We start from the raw sequence: 16286 nt of genomic DNA, 5'->3' as shown, positions 1-16286 counted from the left end.
ATGGGTGCGACCGTGCAATTGGGAAACAGCGTGAACGTGCTGCACGGGTTGCGCCCTGCATGGTTTGGGGCATCCGGCACGGTGGTGCCGTTCGATCTGCCGCCATGCGCGGCATGGGCGGGGTTTCCCGTATCCGAACCTTCAGGCAGGGGGAGTTGGGGTTCGCCCGAAGTCGGCTTGCACGATACGATTGAGTCATTGGTGGACGCGTTGTTCGCCTATCGTGTTCGCCCGATACTCGCCGACGCCGGCCGTTTTGCCTTGCCACCGAGCGCCTTGATGCTTGGCGGTGGAAGGCGTGCTGCAGCGCTGGCTTCGCTGAGCGCACTGCTGCATCTGCCGGTGGAGCAACTCGACGGTGGCGGTCTGGTCTTGCTGCAATTGCGGCGCGAAGACGCCGATCATCGGCACGAGGCGGAAGAGGGCGGCGTCGGGCGGCGCATCCATATCGACAACTATTGGACGCGCGAGGGCCTTCACGCCATGGGCCGCCTGCGCGTCGCAGGGCATGTACGCCGCCATGGCGATGTGGACGTCATCGTCCACAAACAGCAAGCCGACCGCTACCTGGATTACTTCGATACGTGCGGAACGCACTTTGTGACGCGGATCGGCATGGGCAACCGCCTGTTTCAGGTCATGGTCTGCCATCCGCAGCGTTACCGCTTGCTGCGGACACTCTGGTCGCAGTCGGCGTGCGATGCCAGTGGGCCACTGGCCAAGGCGTTCTTTGCGTATACCGGCGACGAATGGATCGCATCACGCGGCTGGATCGTCAGCGCGGCGGACGATCCGCTGTTGGAGCACAGCGTGGCCACTGGAGCATGGCGCGGCCATCATTCCGCTGCTGCAGACAATCTGCTGGCCCCCTTCGTGCGACCGGGCGAAAACATCGCGGCGTTGCTCGACGGGTTGCAGCGCAGTGTCCCCATCGATATCGAATTTACGGCGCATAGTCCGTACATGGAGAACTATCGTGCGATCGCCTGGCAGCGCGTATTGAAAGGTGCGCTGCTGCAGCGCTTCGGCGATGCCGTACGGATCCCCCTGGATAGCGCAGCTTCCGAGGCGGGTCATGGCGGCGACATCGTCATCCACGAAGACGGCGACAACCTGGTTCTCGGCGATACGACTTCGGTAAGTGCATCGCTTGCCGCCCGCCTGGATGCAACACGATCGCTATGCTTATTTAGCAGACAACTTTCGTTTTACAGCGATGAGCCGATAACGCTGCCGGGGCAACATGTCACGCTGTTTGCTTTCTCGATCGATGCGCGCGGCAAAGACGACAGGGTGCCGGTAGTGCGCTTGTCCGACCAGGCATTCGCCACCTTTCGCTGCTACACGCCGGCACTCACCGGAGCGATGCAGGTCGGTAACGAAACCGGCGATCGCTGGAACGTATTGTTCCAGGGCCTGCATTTCGGCACCGATGATCAGGGCCGTGTGATCATCCTCGGTGAACTTTCGCGGCCCGATGTCGACACCGTGAAAATGTTGAGGGCGCCGCTAGTCGGCGCGCTGGCCGATACCGAGGCACAGATCGCCCGCGCGGACGCAGGCGGCCATGCGGCGCATGCCCATGCCGCGCGGTCAGCGCTCGACTGGATCTACGAAATAGTGCGCAGCAGCGGTGTTGCCGACACCGACGAAAATCATCGCGGCGTGTGGGAAGCCATACAGCGCCGAGCCATCTATCAATCCCGGCTGGGTTCTCCAATCGACCGCATCGATCGGGATATCGCAGACTCCGCTGCCCGCAAGGCGCACGAGTTGTTCTTGCGTCTACGTCTGCTTGCCAACGGACCTGGACCGGTCACCGATGACGCCCTGGACGTGCTGATCCGGGATCTCGAGCAGGCGTCGCGACAATGGACCTCTTCGCACCCACCCGCGGAGACCGACAACCGACTTCTGACCGAGTGCCTCGCCGAGATGAAAGCCGCACAGCGGCGCGGCATATTTGCGCTGCACCGCCTGCTCGACAACGAACAAGTGGCCACCGAGCAACAGTCGCCCGATCGCCAAAGAGCCTGGCATCTACTTAATGCCTTGGCGTGGTATTTGAGCGATGGCGCTACGGGCAGGCTTATAAAGACTACCGACGATGCGCAGCTGGCATCGGCGCTGTCGCTTTTTTTCAGGGCATGCACGACCTACAAGGCGGCAATGCTCGTGCACGCGCTCACCCACGATACCGAGTATCTGCATATCGCCGAGGACATGACGATATTCGACGGCGAGGAATGCCTCGATATGACTGCGCAGGAGTGGAATGAATTTCCGCAGATGCTGGCTTCGCTGTTGGCGCCGGCCTTTGGCATGGACTGCAGCAGTGTGGAAGAACTTCTTTCCGCTTTGCGGGACATCGGTGCGATAGGTGTCAGGCTGGAGCGTGCCGTCTCCGCCGCGCGCCGCAATTTGTACTTGCGATATCAGGCAGACTGGCACAGCGATTTTCCGGCGCCGGAGTTGCCATGGATGCGCGCCTATCATTATTCGCGGCATGTGCGTGCAGTGCTTCTCGATAAAGGGTGTCAACCCCTCCACCAGCAACGCTCGATTGATGTAGCCGTGACGCGCATCTTTTAGCCGGCTCAGGCCGAACGCATGAAGAAATGCCTCTCGCATTCCTGCTGTTTCTCACTCCAGATGCGGCACACCGATCTCCAGTGGGTGTGCCGCGGAAGGGGATCATGCGTACACGAGCGAGTTATCCATCCCGCTCCGCTTGCAGCAGCCCGTCGCCATATTGGCGCAGGAAGTACAGCGCGGCGCGTAGGCCCTCCACTTGCGTTGGGCTGAGTGGCCGTGCGTCGACGTCAGCGGGCCGATGGGCCGGCTTTGGTCGGCGGGCGACCCGGTCGCATCTCAAGAGATTTCGAATCACGCACATCGCCAGCGACGTGCCGGCGATACTCATGAGCTGAATGTACCGCCTGGCCTGTTCAGGGTCTGGTGGCAGCTGAGACTCTTCGATGAGCCAGAAGGGTTTTGATGGGCACGCACGTGCCGTATGATCCATGACACCCATGATCAACTCCGTGTAGTTGGTTGTGGTAGCGGGTCGTATGGGTTGCACCCCATGCGGCCCGCGCTTTCTCACTGCATTGCTGCAAGGGTCAACGGCGTAGCCCGCAAACAGACGGCGCCGATGACGGGCCGAGCGTAACAAATACGGCACGTATGTCACGTAGGCGATCGCTGGTTTGATGTGTGCGCGATGGCATGAGCGCATGCATGTCCGTAAACCGTCGATGTTTCGATGAGCCTATGAAGGCAGGGTGGGGAGTCTCCTCCCACTTCTCTTACAGGTAGAAATTGAGATTACTCTTTGGGAAGATTTCTATGACAAAGCTTCGAAGACCGTCGGCACTGGAAATGTCTATGTCCCTGTTCCCCGGTTGCGGGCGCTCATTGTGTGTGCTGTTAACGCTACTAACGACCGAGCTCGTCGGTGCTACAACCATCAAAACTGAGGTCAACTCCAACCCAAAGATGTGTGGTGAATTCCTACAAATGGTTAAGGAGGCCGGAGTACCTCAAATGACCGACGATCAGCTATGCAATTTTCGTTTCACCAAATTACCGCCATCCAAGACAAAAGAATTTACATTTCCAGATTGGAAAAAAGTAGCGGTTGCAGATCCATCATCGACATATCTAACGATGATGAAGGCAAATAGAGGAGAGCATTCGGTTGCTAACCTGCCGCTTAATCTAAGTGATCAGATCAAGGCGGTTGCAGATGCTTCATCCGACAAAAACCTGGCTTTCTATACGGGATCAATGACCTTCGAAGGGCGGGCAATTAGCTTCATGTATATGGATACCCTCCGATGCAGCAAAAAGCCTTATATGGCAAATTATCCTCCGATCAAATATCGCGCCGCTTACGAGGGGGCCGATCTGAAAAAAACGATACCGTCAGAATTCGGGGGCTCGGGTGAACTTGCCATTTGGAAAAACACAAACCCCGTCATCCTAGATTCGTTCGATCGATGGGTGGCTGCCTTACCTGGCGATAGACCTGTCGACATTGTGGCAGTTGAGAATATAGCTTTAGGTAACTGGCCTCATCTTGATAGGTGGCAAGGAGCTTCATTTGCTGGGGGGACTATATGTTCGTTCCGAATCGAAAAATGATCGTCTGGCACTTACTGATGCAGATCGAAGATTGCCTGCCAAATGTTCAAGTCGATTGTCGCAAGTTCACCATTCGACCAAGTGTCCTACACCCACCAATAATATCCGGGATAGGCTCTAGCTCCGGTCACAAGACGCACCGAAAAGTCCAACCGATTTACCAAAACACGTAGAGCCTGGCGATAGCCGGTGGATGCGTCTTTCCAGGTAGCAAAAGCATCGACGACAGCGGTGTCAGGATGATAGGGACTCTCCGATGGATTGGCGCAAAATACGTTGATCGGAGTGTTCAGTGCGTCTTGCGTAAATTTAGAGCCATTCTGGCCGGACCCGTGATGCGGTACTTGCAGTAAGACCGTATTCTCAATCCGGGATACTCCTAAAAACCTGACTAATTTGCTAATGTCCTTCGAGCCACGCAAAAAACCGTCACCGGTGAAGAGGGCACCATCGCCATGATGGCGAACCCAACCAGGAACGTTTGGCATGACTTGAGGTGGATAGGCCGATTTGTCGTCAGGGATGCGAGCCCAGACTCCCGAGGGCAGCGAAGGGACCGCACCCAGATAGGCCATCAACGAAATGACATTCTTCTCCCTTGGAGAAACTTTTTCCGACCTTCCTCTTCTAACTTTTTTCCTTGATACTGCCTTGTAGAATTGTAATTTCAAATCAAGGATTGCCTCCCATAACCTTTCTTCCGTCTCCTTGGGATCATTACTTCGCGTCTTGATCTTTTCAAGTTGAGCGTCAAGCTTTATTTTCTCAGCAGGCTTAAAACTCAGTAGTGCTTGGCGCGCCTGAGGATCAACGTAGGGCACAAACTCCCATACGCCGCACCAAACGACATTGCTACTAGCGGTGAGGATGCTGACATCAGCATCTTGGGAAGAAGGCACTTCTTCAGATTGAGGGCGGCGTATCGCCATCACTGGTTCAGGGCTGTCGCTGTATTGAGGTTCTCTGTTTCCCCGTTCAGGCGCTGGATCGTCAGAGTAGGGCACATAAATGATTTTAGTGGGGTCATCATCGGCTCTAACCATAGAATCGCCCAGAGTACCTCCGTTTTGTATCCTGCGGATGTACGCCACGGGATCAGTCCATGCCTGAATGAGGTCGCGCGGATCAACGTCTCGCGCGCTTTCATCTAACGACGAGAACACCTCCCCGAGAATTGCGAGTGGGTCGTGGTATGGAAGGAAAATCCTTTTGACTTTGTACGCCTTCAATAGCGATGAAAGGCCACGGATGTGATCGCAATCAAAATGAGAGATAACGACAAAATCGAGAATGGGGCGCTCATCAGGTGCTCTTTCTGAGAATTGTGGACGCTGATCTGCGCCGGCCAAGCTATTAACTTTATCTATAACTAGCTTGTCGTCCGTGGAGCCACAGTCGTAGACCCAGTGAAGCAATGTTCTTGTGTACTCACTTTGTGATTCGGCCGAAGCTCTAACCAACTTGATGAGAGTACTGCCTCTAACAAAAAGTCCCTGTCCAACGCCACAAAAGTGAACATTCGTGGAAATTGTCACATCATCCATATGCAGTCCTTTCCTGGCCGTAATCGTTATATGCCAACTTCTTGCATACAGCCTACATGCCAAGCCACCTTAATAGCCAGACTCATGTCAATCTCCTCCCTGAAATTTCTGGAATTCTACTCACCAATAGCTCAGCCACGTTGCATCAAAAGGCATTACCGGCGTTGTGAGATGCTTAAGGCAGACAGATCGCCCTCGGCTAATCAAACCGTCCGTTGCGTCATGATCTTGCTTTTCGCTTAGTGCGGCCCTTTTCAGCTGATGACCTTGCGAGCCAATAAGTCAACCGTACATATGTCGTCGGGTTGGCTGGATTGCGGCCTGACACTTCGGTATTCGAATTTCAGCGTTGGATTTCCCGTCGCTGGCTTCGTCACTGTGGCTTTCACATAGCCTGATTCGAAGATCACACTGCCAAGCCTGTTGCTTTTGCCTTTTTGGACACCAATCTTTTGCATGTAGGTCTTGGCGAGTTCTTCTTGAGGGCTGATGTTGTAGCCCCCCGCGCCAGTCATAATATAGGGAATGTCCTGCCGATTTCTCTGGCCCACGTTCTGGCGTACGACTCTTTGATAGAGATGCGCATGGCCGCAAATCACTGCATCTGGCCAAAAGCCGGCTTTGGTAAAGGTGGCATCAATGGCTATGCTGGTGCGGTCTTTCTTGGATTGTCCAGGGAACCAGCGTGGAAAATGATGAATAGCCAAAATGATGGCGCGAAAGCTTTGTTGCCGTGCTTGCTTGAGTCGGATCAATTCGTTATACAGAAACTTTAGTTGTTGCCCGTCAAGCCATCCAAGCGATTCGCCACAGTTGCTATACAGGCCAATAATCGAAACCAACGGAGCGTCAAGCGTGAAATAAACGCCGGGCTGGGTCATCGTGCTCCGTAGAATGCCTCCCGCTCCCGGCCAACGGCCCGGCGCTGTGGCGCAGAACGCGCTTTGGAAATCCGCCAGGGAAACTTGGGATGTTTGGTATATCAAGCCATCATGATTGCCAGGAATAGCGAAGATGGGAGCAGGGTAGGCGCGAAATGGATCGTAGAACTGGCCGTAGTAATAGGCGCGTTCGCCGTAGTAATACACCACATCGCCAACGTGGAACATGAAGGCCGGCTGAGATGCCTTGGCATCATTGGCAAGCAAGTCTGAAACTTTCTGTTCGTACCGGTCGAAATTGGTTTGGTTGACCGCACCGCTATCGCCGATGACGTCGAAGGCAATGCGCTGGCCATTTTCATCCTGAGTATAGCCCGGTACTTGTGGGCCTGTGACGCTGGTGAGATCCATAACCGGATAGCTACGGGGATTTGGAACCGGCCCTTGTGTTTGACCTAGCGACTGCTTTTGAACGAAAGGGGTTTTATAAGTGGCACCGTCGTTGTCAGGAATAAATTGACCCGTAGCATCATCTACATCAAAGTCGGCGAAAACGTAGCCTTGCGCATTGGATTGGCCGAACGGCTGAGCAGCCGAGGTCATCGCAGATACAGCGGCGGCGCCCACTGATCGTGCCTCGATGGCATGTGCCTGGCTTCGTGCGCGAGGGATGCGAGGCATAATGGCTTGACATATCTGTGGTGCAACAGCATCTATCTTTTCAATACCCGTGATGCTGGGGTCTCCATGCTCATCGGTATGCACCGTTTGGGACTGAAATTTGATGAAAATGCCTTGTGCGCCGGATTCGAACAGGATAATCAACCCGCCGTCCTGCGCCTTTCCGTTTTCTTGATAGTGCAGGCTGCCATGCGTACGGTTAAAAGCGCCTTGGTTCATATGCACATTGTCGACAGCGGTAAATCCTGTCGATGGATATTCACCCGTCTGATGATTCATGGGGTGGCCGGTGCCAAAAACGGCCACCAGCGCGTTGCTTTCTGCAGCTTTTTCCAAGCTAGCAGCGGCTTCTTTCACACCACGCCGCAACTTCGCCAGGGTTTGTTTTGGCCAAGCCTTCCCAACCTTTGGATGTGCGTCGGCCTCGGAAGGAAAGCCTAATGGATCGACGATGTTGCCATCGGCATAGTCCAGGCAAGGCACGCCTTGATTCTCATTGGCGAGTAGAAAGTTCGAGGTGCCTTTTGCACCTCCCTTCGTACCGATATTCACCAATTTTCGGACAAACGGATGATTCGCCGGAAAGTCAACGATCTGACATTCGATTTCGGAGTGGTCGTGCGGTTGAGCCGACGGCACATTAAGCGACACCCGGTAGGGTGGATGGCGAGGATTTCCCGGTTGCACAATAAGCAGCCAATGACGCTCTCTACCACGAGGTTTGCGATAACCCGTGATAGTCCCGATCAGAAGACCGTAACCGTGTAAGGCCATGACTTTCCCCCTTTTCTTGGCTGAACTCACCCGAGTGGATATGTCCAAGACGTTGCCACTAAGCGGTCGCCAATGCCGCAATTGCTATCAAATGGATTGCATAGAAATTGTGAAGAAATGATGTCGTTTATTTTGCAGAGAGGGTTTGCACGCATATCGCTGGCGGGCGAATGGTGGCCAGCAATCCAGACGAGCCTTGAACATCATCCACAATGCGAAGTGCAACTGGGCATGGTAAGTCCACGTATGGTGCTAGGTGATTGTGCGGCAATTGTCCGTTGAATTATTCTCAATCCGTTCCTGCGATATGAGAAATTGGTGAATTAGCCTTGAGGTGGAACCATGCTGAATGCATTTGGTGAGATTACTCAGGTAGTCGCTATTCTCCTCGGCGCAATATTTGGCATAGGTAGTGTCATCTATAAGCGGAAAAAAGGGGGGCTCGCAAAGTCCGATAAATTTACAGTGATTGGTTTTATCGTCGCGGCAGTTTGCGCGCTAGTTACGCTCGCTGTCGACACTCACAATCAAGAAGTGGCTCAGAGGAAGCAGTTAAAGGACGTTTCTGATCAACTTTCGCGTCAAGAAACGATGCTGCATGAGATACATCGCGGCCAATTTCGAATAACGAACTATGTTTTAGGGGTTGAGTTTACAGTTTCCTCTTCGCTTCCTCAGCTTGCACCCTTGGTGGCGAGATGGGAAAAGTATATTAAGTCATCCAAATCGACAGATTTTGACTCACTCGGATACAGCCATGACGATAAGATTTTTGTTGTGCGCAATACTCATCTTGAAATCTTGCAGATGTACATTGACCCGGACTCGAGTCTTTTTCCTTCCTCAGACACGCCGGAGCATGGGCTTCTTCTTCCCATTCTAAAGATGGTAATACTCAGTAAGGATGCGCCAGACGTAGCTACACTCGTTTCCACACAAAATGGCCTAGGAGGAAGCTCGCGCTTCATTGATCTTGCTCTCTTCATGCCACTTGACTTGGTCAACTATAAGGTTCGCGAACCGTCGCTTGCCGCTAGCAGTGCCCGACCGGAGATCTTCGGCAGGATTGAATATGATCGATTCGCAAAGACCATTACGGTTCAATGCAGGGAGTCATCGGCAACCCCAATTTTAGATACCGGCGCCATCATTAGCCTGTTGGACCTACCTAACCGACAAATTGCCTTGCTAGGTCTCGAAAAAAAGTCAGTTCAATCGATAGCACAAATCGAGATTAACACCGCCATTAATGGCAGTTACGGGTGGTCTGGCGACAGGCAAGTGAGATATCCGGATTTAAAAACTGCAACGGATAGCAATGACATCATTCCCACCTATCGACTCAAGGCAGCGGATTTTCAAGCGCTCCGCGATAGTCAGTAACATCTTTTCCGCACCAAGCACTGATAAATAGCTTTATCGCGGGTAGGGCCAGCGTCTGCTTTCGCAATCCTGAGAAGTCATCCGATGTCTTGATCTGGCTGCCACAAAGCCGCTAGTCGGAACTTTGCCCCCGCTCGGTATGCGCAGTTTGGGCTCAGAGCGACAGAGCAGCTACGTGCGATTTGCGCCCGCGGGGTCATCCGCTTGCAAATCACCCATGCACGCCTTACAGTGAACCACATGGTTCACTATCAAGCCCGCCTCGACACAACGTTCGCCGCGCTCGCCGATGTCACCCGACGCGGCGTGCTGGAGCAGCTCGGAGGTTCAGACGCCTCCATCAGTGACCTGGCCCAAAGGTTTCAAATGACCCTCACGGGCATGAAGAAGCACGTCAGCGTCTTGGAGCAGGCGGGGCTCGTGACCACGGAGAAGGTCGGGCGCGTGCGAACCTGCAAGCTCGGGCCTCGCCGGCTGGAAGAAGAGGCCGCCTGGATCGAGCAGCACCGTCAACTCTGGAGCGCGCGCTTCGACGCGCTGGACGAGCTTGTCGAACACTTGAAAAACAAGGAGAAGGCAGATGCCCGAAGCAAAAGAAGATAGTCCCGCCACCACGAACCGTACCGCTGTGGAACGCAAGTCCGACCGCGAACTCGTCGTGACGCGAACGTTCAATGCCCCCGCGCACATCGTCTTCGAAGCGTGGAGCAAACCCGAATTGTTCAAGCTTTGGTGGATTCCGAAGTCGGTGGGTATGTCGCTGGTCTCGTGCGAGATGGATGTTCGCACCGGGGGTACGTATCGCCTTGTGTTCAGCCATCCGGACTTCGATCAACCGATGGCGTTCTTCGGCACGTATAGAGAAGTAACGCCAAACAGGCGTCTCGTATGGACCAACGAAGATAGCGATCAGGGCGCCGTGACCACGGTAACGTTCGAAGAAAATGCCGGCAAGACGCTGGTCACCTTTCACGAACTCTACCCCACAGAAGCGGCCCTCGACGAAGCCCTCGCCGGTTCGGCGGAGGCACTGCCCGAGCAGTTCGCGCAGCTGGATGAGTTGCTCGCAAGCAGATCATGACCACACTGCGGTCCCCGGCGCGTGGAAGGGATGACGGTGAAACACACGATCATCGCCGCGCTGGCCAGTTCGGCACCACGTGAGGACGATATGCTCAGACGCGATTTCCTGAAGACTGCCATAGCGACCGCAGTGCTGACTGCGACTCTTCCCATTCAAGCCAAGAAGACTATGGCGATTTCGAACGAGCATTTTGCCGACGTCAATGGCCAGCATCTCTTTTACAGCGTGCATGGCGCCGGCAAGCCGCTCATTCTTCTCCACGGTGGCATCGACCCAGACAGTTTCGGGAGCAATCTGGCCAAACTGGCAAAGGGCCGGCAGGTGATTGCCGTCCATCTCCAGGCACATGGGCGCACGCCGGACACTGACAGGCCATTGCGCAGTGAAACGATGGGCGACGACATTGCCGCGCTGATCGGCCATCTGAACCTCGGCAAGGCCGACATCATGGGCTACTCGCTGGGCGCCAGCGTCGCGCTGCAGACCGCTATCCGCCATCCGGACGTGGTCGACCGACTCGTGCTCGTGTCCGCGACGATGAGGCAAGACGGCTTTTATCCGGAGGTGGTGGCGGCCTTCAAGCAGTTGGAGGCCAACGCTGCCACACTCGGCCCTAGCGTTAAAGCATCGCCGTTAGGGGAGACCTATCCCGATGTCGATTGGACCAACCTCTTCAGGAAGGTCGGTGACCTGACCAAACGCCCCTTCGACTGGAGCGCCGACGTCGCCAAGCTCAAGGCACGCACACTGCTGGTCTTTGCCGACGCGGACGCCATCCGGCCCGAACACATGGTCGAGTTCTGGAAGGCGCTGGGAGGCGGCCAGCGCGATGCCGGGATCGATGGCTCCCAGCGGCCCGCCAACGAGCTCGCCATCTTGCCGAATACCACCCACTACACACTTCCCGTCGAGCCGATGCTGCCGGAGATCGTCGAGCGCTTCTTCGGAGCTGCATTGAAGGCAGTAGGTTAGAAGTTTGCGAAGCACGCAGGGGGGCTATTTAGAGCGCTGGAGAGTTGCGTGTGTCCTTCGATCAGATGGTCGCCGACACCACCGGCTCGCCCCACACCTGCATGAAACTCATCCCAGTGATGCCGACCTGCTTGACCCGTCGCTCCAACTCGGTCCGCGCCTCATCGTTGACGTAGATGTCCCCTGGCATGGATGGATCAATGAACACAGCGGCGTCGGTCGGGATCGTGGAGTCAATGAATGACGGCTTGTCGATGGCCCCCGAAGCCCACCTCACTGATTTGTCTTTGTCCACGCAACGGATCAGGTTGGTGGGGTTGAAGTAATACTCAACATGACCCTCAACGTCGAGTTCGAGCAGTTGACCGAACTGCGATAGGAAGTCGCCCAGTGCGTCGCGAGCCTTGGCGCTCAATGCCAAGCCCTCAGCGGTGAGCGGACTGATGTCGGCGCGTGGTTTGGGCTCCTTCTTGCGCTTTTCTTTAAAGACCTCGAGCTTCGGTCGCCCTGTCCAGTGAGGGGGCCGACCTGCACCTTCGAACTGCTCCCAAAAGTCGTCGTCTTCTTCCGCATCTTCGGTGGCCACTAACATTGCCACCTTGTTGATCAAGTCGTTTTTGATTTGCCAAATGTTCATGGGTTGATTGCCGCTCATCAAAATGGAAAGACGCCAGCTGAGAGTTCTTGCTTTATGCCTTTGAGCTCAACCCGTGCATGCGTGTCCTCGGTCGGGTGAACCACGGCGACTTGCTTCAAACGATATTGCACCGTCGTGTGGTAGAGATCGGTCCCAGTGGGGTAGGCGAACCGAGCAGCGCCGATCGGAAATCACCACCGCCCTTCGCCTGATTGATGTGCAGATACTCGATCACCTGGTGATCATCGCCGGTGAGACGGTGAGCATGGCGGCACGCGGGCTCTTGTAGCCTGCGCCGAGGAAAACGGAGCCGTTAGTTGCACTTATCCGCAACGTAACCGGGAAAAGACATCGGCCTTACGAGTTCAAGCGCACATTCACTGGACCCCACGCCAGCATGGCGCTGGGTTTCAAGGGAACAGGGATCAATGCAACTTAGCACGGCAGGTCTGTCGTCTTAGACGCGTTCCAGCGTGGGGTTTGTTCGAGGTGTAGCCTCGGTCCAAAACGCCGAGGTCACGCTCGGGCGCGGCTGCGCGCATCATACAGGGCAAGTCGCGTCCATCATCATCACGCGTTCGCAAAGCTTTGGCATCTGGGACACGAAGGATGCAGCGAGCGCTCCTTTCTCGACGCTAGTCCATTCATTAAAGGAGTGATGTTATGGCTTTCAAAATACTGAGCTGCGATGGCGGTGGAATACGGGGGCTGATCACGGCCATGTTGATCCAAGACCTCGATACGAAATTCGGTATTGTCGCAAGCGCCAATGGCTTTGCCGGTACGTCCACAGGCGGTTTGTTGGCGCTGGGTTTGGCGAACGGCGTGCCCATCGGGGACATTGTGAATGTCTACTTGAATGAAGGTTCGACAGTGTTTACGCCGAACGGATGGTTGTTGGATGACAAGCATCAGGAACGTCCGCTAGGCGCATCCATGACCGATTTGGCTAGCGGGCCTGGCTTTTTCTCCTGCCAATACGTCAATAGCGGTTTGAAGCAAATTGCTCAGCAATTGCTGGGCAGTGCGCTGATCTCGTCAGCGAAAAAGTTTGTCGCCGTCAATTCTGCACGACTGTGGGACGGTAGTGGCTGGGCTCCTTGCACGATTTCCAATGGACCTGGAAATACATATCGCAACATCACCATGGTTGATGCTGCGCTCGCTACTTCTGCTGCACCGACCTACTTTCCTCCTCATCATGTAGCCGGTGCTGGCTATGATTTTGGTTACTTTGCCGATGGTGGGGTCTTTGCCAATAATCCATCGATGACAGCAGTGACCGAATTGCTGTATCAGAAGGTCGTGCCCAACTTGGCATCCATCCGAATGTTGTCACTGGGCACTGGAGAATGCCCACAAGGCATTCCGCCAGCTGCCATCGGAGATCCGTTGAACTGGGGTGTGACCAGTTGGCTCTATCCATGGAGCAGCGGCCCCAACAGTGTCATTCCCTCCATGGCTCTCCTCAACTTGACCTTGGATGCCACGGCAGAGTTGGCCGCGATCCAGGCCAAGCAAATATTGGGGACGGCGTGTGAGCGTGGCAATGTTGGACTCAGTCGAGCTTACCCGCTGGACGACTGGCAGCATGTCAACGAGTTGGTGAAGGCGACGAGCAACTATATGAACACGCCCGCATGGCAGAACGTGCGTAACTGGGTGAAACAAAATTGGGCTCAAATGGAAACGGCCTGATCGTTGCCGCCGTTGAGCGCATATCGACGCTTCGTCGCTGTGCGCGGTAATTCAAATGATCGAAAGCCCGGCGATCTCTCGCCGGTCTTTCGATATGCAGCTACTTCGCCAGCCATGTTTTACGTGAGTGTCAATGACATATGTCATCGCCAACCTCATAGGCTCGTTCTTCCCGATGGCTTCTTCTGAGCACTAATCATCAAGCAGACACGGATCATTTACTGCCAAACGATACCTGCTGCTGTGCAAGATTGTGATAGGGAGCCATCACGCCAGTGCTTTCACTGCGTCATAGTCCACATCACAAAGGGCCAGGAGTGCGCGGACGTTTAATGAAGCGCCCCATTCGGTGGAGCCCATGGGAGTCGAGCTCCACCGCGTCCCGGCAGCCAACACAAATCCCAGATCCTTCAAAACTTTCGAGCACTTTTTACAGCATGGTCTGGACGGACATGAGACTGATTTTGGAGTTGCATCATGCAGAAGCAAATCTGCGCAGTAAGCGATGGATCCCTTGATTGTTCCTCGATTGCCAGGGTTCTCCATGATGAAATTATGGAGCGCATCCATCTCGGCGTGACCATTTCCCCGGCCTGTTGATCCGTCATAGTTGGATCCATTGATGCGCAATCTTGCTTGGCAGTCCTGGCTTCTTTTGGGTTTCTGTATTGTTTTCTTAACCGCGGTCGCTTTCTTTTTTGCCGCCTGCGTTGCGTTCTTTGCCGCTGTTCGCTTCGATTTAGGCATGATGTCCACTCCTTACGATAATGGGTAATGGCGCCAGAACGCGGCGAAAAATCACCGATCGAAACGATGGATGAGCATCGAACGTGATGCCTCACAATCGTTGCTAACGATGGATAAAAAAGGATCCGCGCGGAGTAGGTCGGTCAGTATTCCTAAACGATGCGCGCAAATGAAAAAGCAGGGAACGACCGCGCGGTGGCCGAGCTTGCCATCAAGCCGGCCACCGCTGAGTCGCCCCACGTTCCCGATCCCCCTGCCATATGCCAAAATTTTGATGAAACGGCGTGAAGGTTACGTCAAGAACGGACACTTTCTAGTGAAGTACGGACTTTTCAGCTGAATACACATGACCTGACGGGCGAACAGTGATGTCATTCGAAACGATTAAGTTTGGGGGAAAAGAGATTTTTTGCGGGTCACTCGACGACCGTATCCCGGACGCCTTTCCGCGGCCGTTTGCCGTTTTATTTCTGGCATTTAATGAAGAGGATCGCAGGAAAGGCATGCTTCTTTTGGACTCTTTTTTAGACAAGGGATGCAGCGAATTTCAATGTGCAGGCAAGGAGTCCGAGGTCATGCATGATGACATGGATGAGTATTTGGAAAAGAACGGGAAAAAACGTGTGCTCACTACGTTTGACGGCGACGTGGTGAACGCATGTCAATATCATATTTTTGGCGTGGGCAAAGTGAGCGCTTGCTTGATCGCTTTGGTGGCGGATTACCCGCACGTGGTGTCTCATCTGAAGAGATTTGCAGCGCAATGCGAGGGGTAAAAGAGCGAGAGATGAATGCGCGTCATGGTTACCCTGGTCCGGCAATACCCGTTGCGGCGCCTATGGGTTAAAGGAGTCTGAAACAGTGATCAAGGCTATGGAAGTTTTACTCGTATTGATACTCGGGCTGCCCGTGATCGTTGCTTTCCTAATGCTGCCGTTGATGGCCTTGTTCTGGCTGCCGAAAGGCAAGCTGATTTCACCGCCGGGGCGTGTTGTTACCCATCGTGGAATCATTTTGCGTCATGAAAACCCCGTGCAGTACTGGGTGTGGTTCTTGGTGGAGATGACTTTCTTCCCCATCGTGGCTCTTGGCGTTACCGGTGGCGTTATTTCCTGCATCACGTACATCATGGCTTCCTGACCATATTAATAAGCGCTTTTCGCTATCCAGCGGATAGATTGGTTGCATTTCAAGAGATTTGTGCCGTTAGGCTTAGCGCACGTACTCAGCGCCACCCTGGAGCAAAATGAAAACCTTGAGCGTTCTCGACCTGTTCTCGAAACTAGCCGCTGCAGGCACTCCTGTTGAGTTTCAAAACGCGCTTGCCGAGCATATCGAAAAAGCGTTCGATGCTGATCCCTTACCGAGATCAGGCAAGGGTGCGTTTCGGGTCGTTCGATTGGACGATGTCGAGCTTCCCAGTAAACAGGGAGAGTCCTCCGAATCTGGCCCCATAGTGGTTTGGCACGACCTTTCACTCGCGGAGGCCGAAAAACGGCTGAGTATGTCGGGAAATTTCAGCCTGCTCGTCGCGCTCATCGATCCGGAAGGCGGAAATTTCGCCACCGATTTCGCCGCTGCGACGCGCGAGGATTGCGATATCTACATCGTTGGAGAGTCGAGCAACCCGGACATCCAGAAAATCATCGAAGACCGTCTTGGTTATGCCACGATGATGGGATCGCTGGGAATTCAGATCACGGGTTTGCGCTTCACGTGATGGCGGCCTGAATAGTGTA

The 16286-nt window shown here is 54.6% G+C and carries 15 protein-coding genes; 11 read left to right on the top strand and 4 right to left on the bottom strand.

What is annotated here, in order from left to right:
- Together IEX75_RS16440 and IEX75_RS16435 are read left to right on the top strand one after the other, a co-directional pair.
- Positions 1–2592 carry a hypothetical protein gene (locus IEX75_RS16440; RefSeq protein WP_188795563.1) on the top strand — a complete coding sequence of 864 codons (2592 nt, stop codon included), beginning with the start codon at positions 1–3 and terminating at the stop codon, positions 2590–2592.
- A 954-nt stretch (positions 2593–3546) separates the two neighbouring features.
- On the top strand, positions 3547–4146 hold the full coding sequence (locus tag IEX75_RS16435; protein WP_188795561.1) for a hypothetical protein: 600 nt from the start codon (positions 3547–3549) through the stop codon (positions 4144–4146).
- 86 nt (positions 4147–4232) lie between these two features.
- Here IEX75_RS16435 and IEX75_RS16430 read toward each other — a convergent pair whose 3' ends face one another.
- Both IEX75_RS16430 and IEX75_RS16425 read right to left on the bottom strand, forming a co-directional pair.
- The gene (locus tag IEX75_RS16430) at positions 4233–5690 is read right to left on the bottom strand and encodes a ComEC/Rec2 family competence protein (protein ID WP_188795558.1); all 1458 of its coding nucleotides are present in this window, start codon (positions 5688–5690) and stop codon (positions 4233–4235) included.
- Positions 5691–5944: 254 nt separating this feature from the next.
- Positions 5945–8026: a DUF2278 family protein gene (locus IEX75_RS16425; RefSeq protein WP_188795556.1), complete on the bottom strand. Its 2082-nt coding sequence runs from the start codon at positions 8024–8026 to the stop codon at positions 5945–5947.
- Between the two features lie 342 nt (positions 8027–8368).
- On the opposite strand from IEX75_RS16425, the gene IEX75_RS16420 reads away from it, so the two are divergent.
- The 4 genes from IEX75_RS16420 (at position 8369) to IEX75_RS16405 (ending at position 11465) form a co-directional block, all read left to right on the top strand.
- The gene (locus IEX75_RS16420) at positions 8369–9409 is read left to right on the top strand and encodes a hypothetical protein (protein WP_188795554.1); all 1041 of its coding nucleotides are present in this window, start codon (positions 8369–8371) and stop codon (positions 9407–9409) included.
- A 204-nt stretch (positions 9410–9613) separates the two neighbouring features.
- On the top strand, positions 9614–10012 hold the full coding sequence (locus IEX75_RS16415) for an ArsR/SmtB family transcription factor (protein ID WP_229720889.1): 399 nt from the start codon (positions 9614–9616) through the stop codon (positions 10010–10012).
- Positions 9990–10490, top strand: a complete 501-nt coding sequence (locus tag IEX75_RS16410) for an SRPBCC family protein (protein WP_188795553.1) — start codon at positions 9990–9992, stop codon at positions 10488–10490. The genes IEX75_RS16415 and IEX75_RS16410 overlap by 23 nt, the downstream gene beginning before the upstream one ends.
- A 36-nt stretch (positions 10491–10526) precedes the next feature.
- Positions 10527–11465: an alpha/beta fold hydrolase gene (locus tag IEX75_RS16405; protein WP_229720888.1), complete on the top strand. Its 939-nt coding sequence runs from the start codon at positions 10527–10529 to the stop codon at positions 11463–11465.
- A gap of 61 nt (positions 11466–11526) precedes the next feature.
- Here IEX75_RS16405 and IEX75_RS16400 read toward each other — a convergent pair whose 3' ends face one another.
- Positions 11527–12102, bottom strand: coding sequence for a hypothetical protein (locus IEX75_RS16400; protein ID WP_188795551.1), 576 nt, complete (start codon positions 12100–12102; stop codon positions 11527–11529).
- Positions 12103–12175: 73 nt separating this feature from the next.
- On the opposite strand from IEX75_RS16400, the gene IEX75_RS24495 reads away from it, so the two are divergent.
- Both IEX75_RS24495 and IEX75_RS16395 read left to right on the top strand, forming a co-directional pair.
- Complete coding sequence (locus IEX75_RS24495) at positions 12176–12391, top strand: JAB domain-containing protein (protein WP_425490557.1); 216 nt, start codon at positions 12176–12178, stop codon at positions 12389–12391.
- A 374-nt stretch (positions 12392–12765) separates the two neighbouring features.
- A complete protein-coding gene (locus IEX75_RS16395; RefSeq protein WP_188795548.1) occupies positions 12766–13800 on the top strand; it encodes a patatin-like phospholipase family protein in 1035 nt (344 codons plus the stop codon).
- A gap of 267 nt (positions 13801–14067) precedes the next feature.
- Here IEX75_RS16395 and IEX75_RS16390 read toward each other — a convergent pair whose 3' ends face one another.
- Entirely contained in the window at positions 14068–14547 is a 480-nt protein-coding gene (locus tag IEX75_RS16390; RefSeq protein WP_188795546.1) for a hypothetical protein, read from the bottom strand.
- 368 nt (positions 14548–14915) lie between these two features.
- Here IEX75_RS16390 and IEX75_RS16385 point away from each other — a divergent pair, with 368 nt between their 5' ends.
- The 3 genes from IEX75_RS16385 (at position 14916) to IEX75_RS16375 (ending at position 16267) form a co-directional block, all read left to right on the top strand.
- Entirely contained in the window at positions 14916–15323 is a 408-nt protein-coding gene (locus IEX75_RS16385; RefSeq protein ID WP_188795544.1) for a hypothetical protein, read from the top strand.
- Positions 15324–15408: 85 nt separating this feature from the next.
- On the top strand, positions 15409–15687 hold the full coding sequence (locus IEX75_RS16380; RefSeq protein ID WP_188795541.1) for a hypothetical protein: 279 nt from the start codon (positions 15409–15411) through the stop codon (positions 15685–15687).
- Positions 15688–15793: 106 nt separating this feature from the next.
- Positions 15794–16267 carry a hypothetical protein gene (locus tag IEX75_RS16375; protein WP_188795539.1) on the top strand — a complete coding sequence of 158 codons (474 nt, stop codon included), beginning with the start codon at positions 15794–15796 and terminating at the stop codon, positions 16265–16267.
- The last annotated feature ends 19 nt before the right edge of the window (positions 16268–16286 follow it).

The organism is Dyella nitratireducens (assembly GCF_014642835.1).
Taxonomy (GTDB): domain Bacteria; phylum Pseudomonadota; class Gammaproteobacteria; order Xanthomonadales; family Rhodanobacteraceae; genus Dyella_B; species Dyella_B nitratireducens.
Note: the sequence above shows the minus strand (reverse complement) of the source record. Positions and strands in the feature narration are given on the sequence as shown.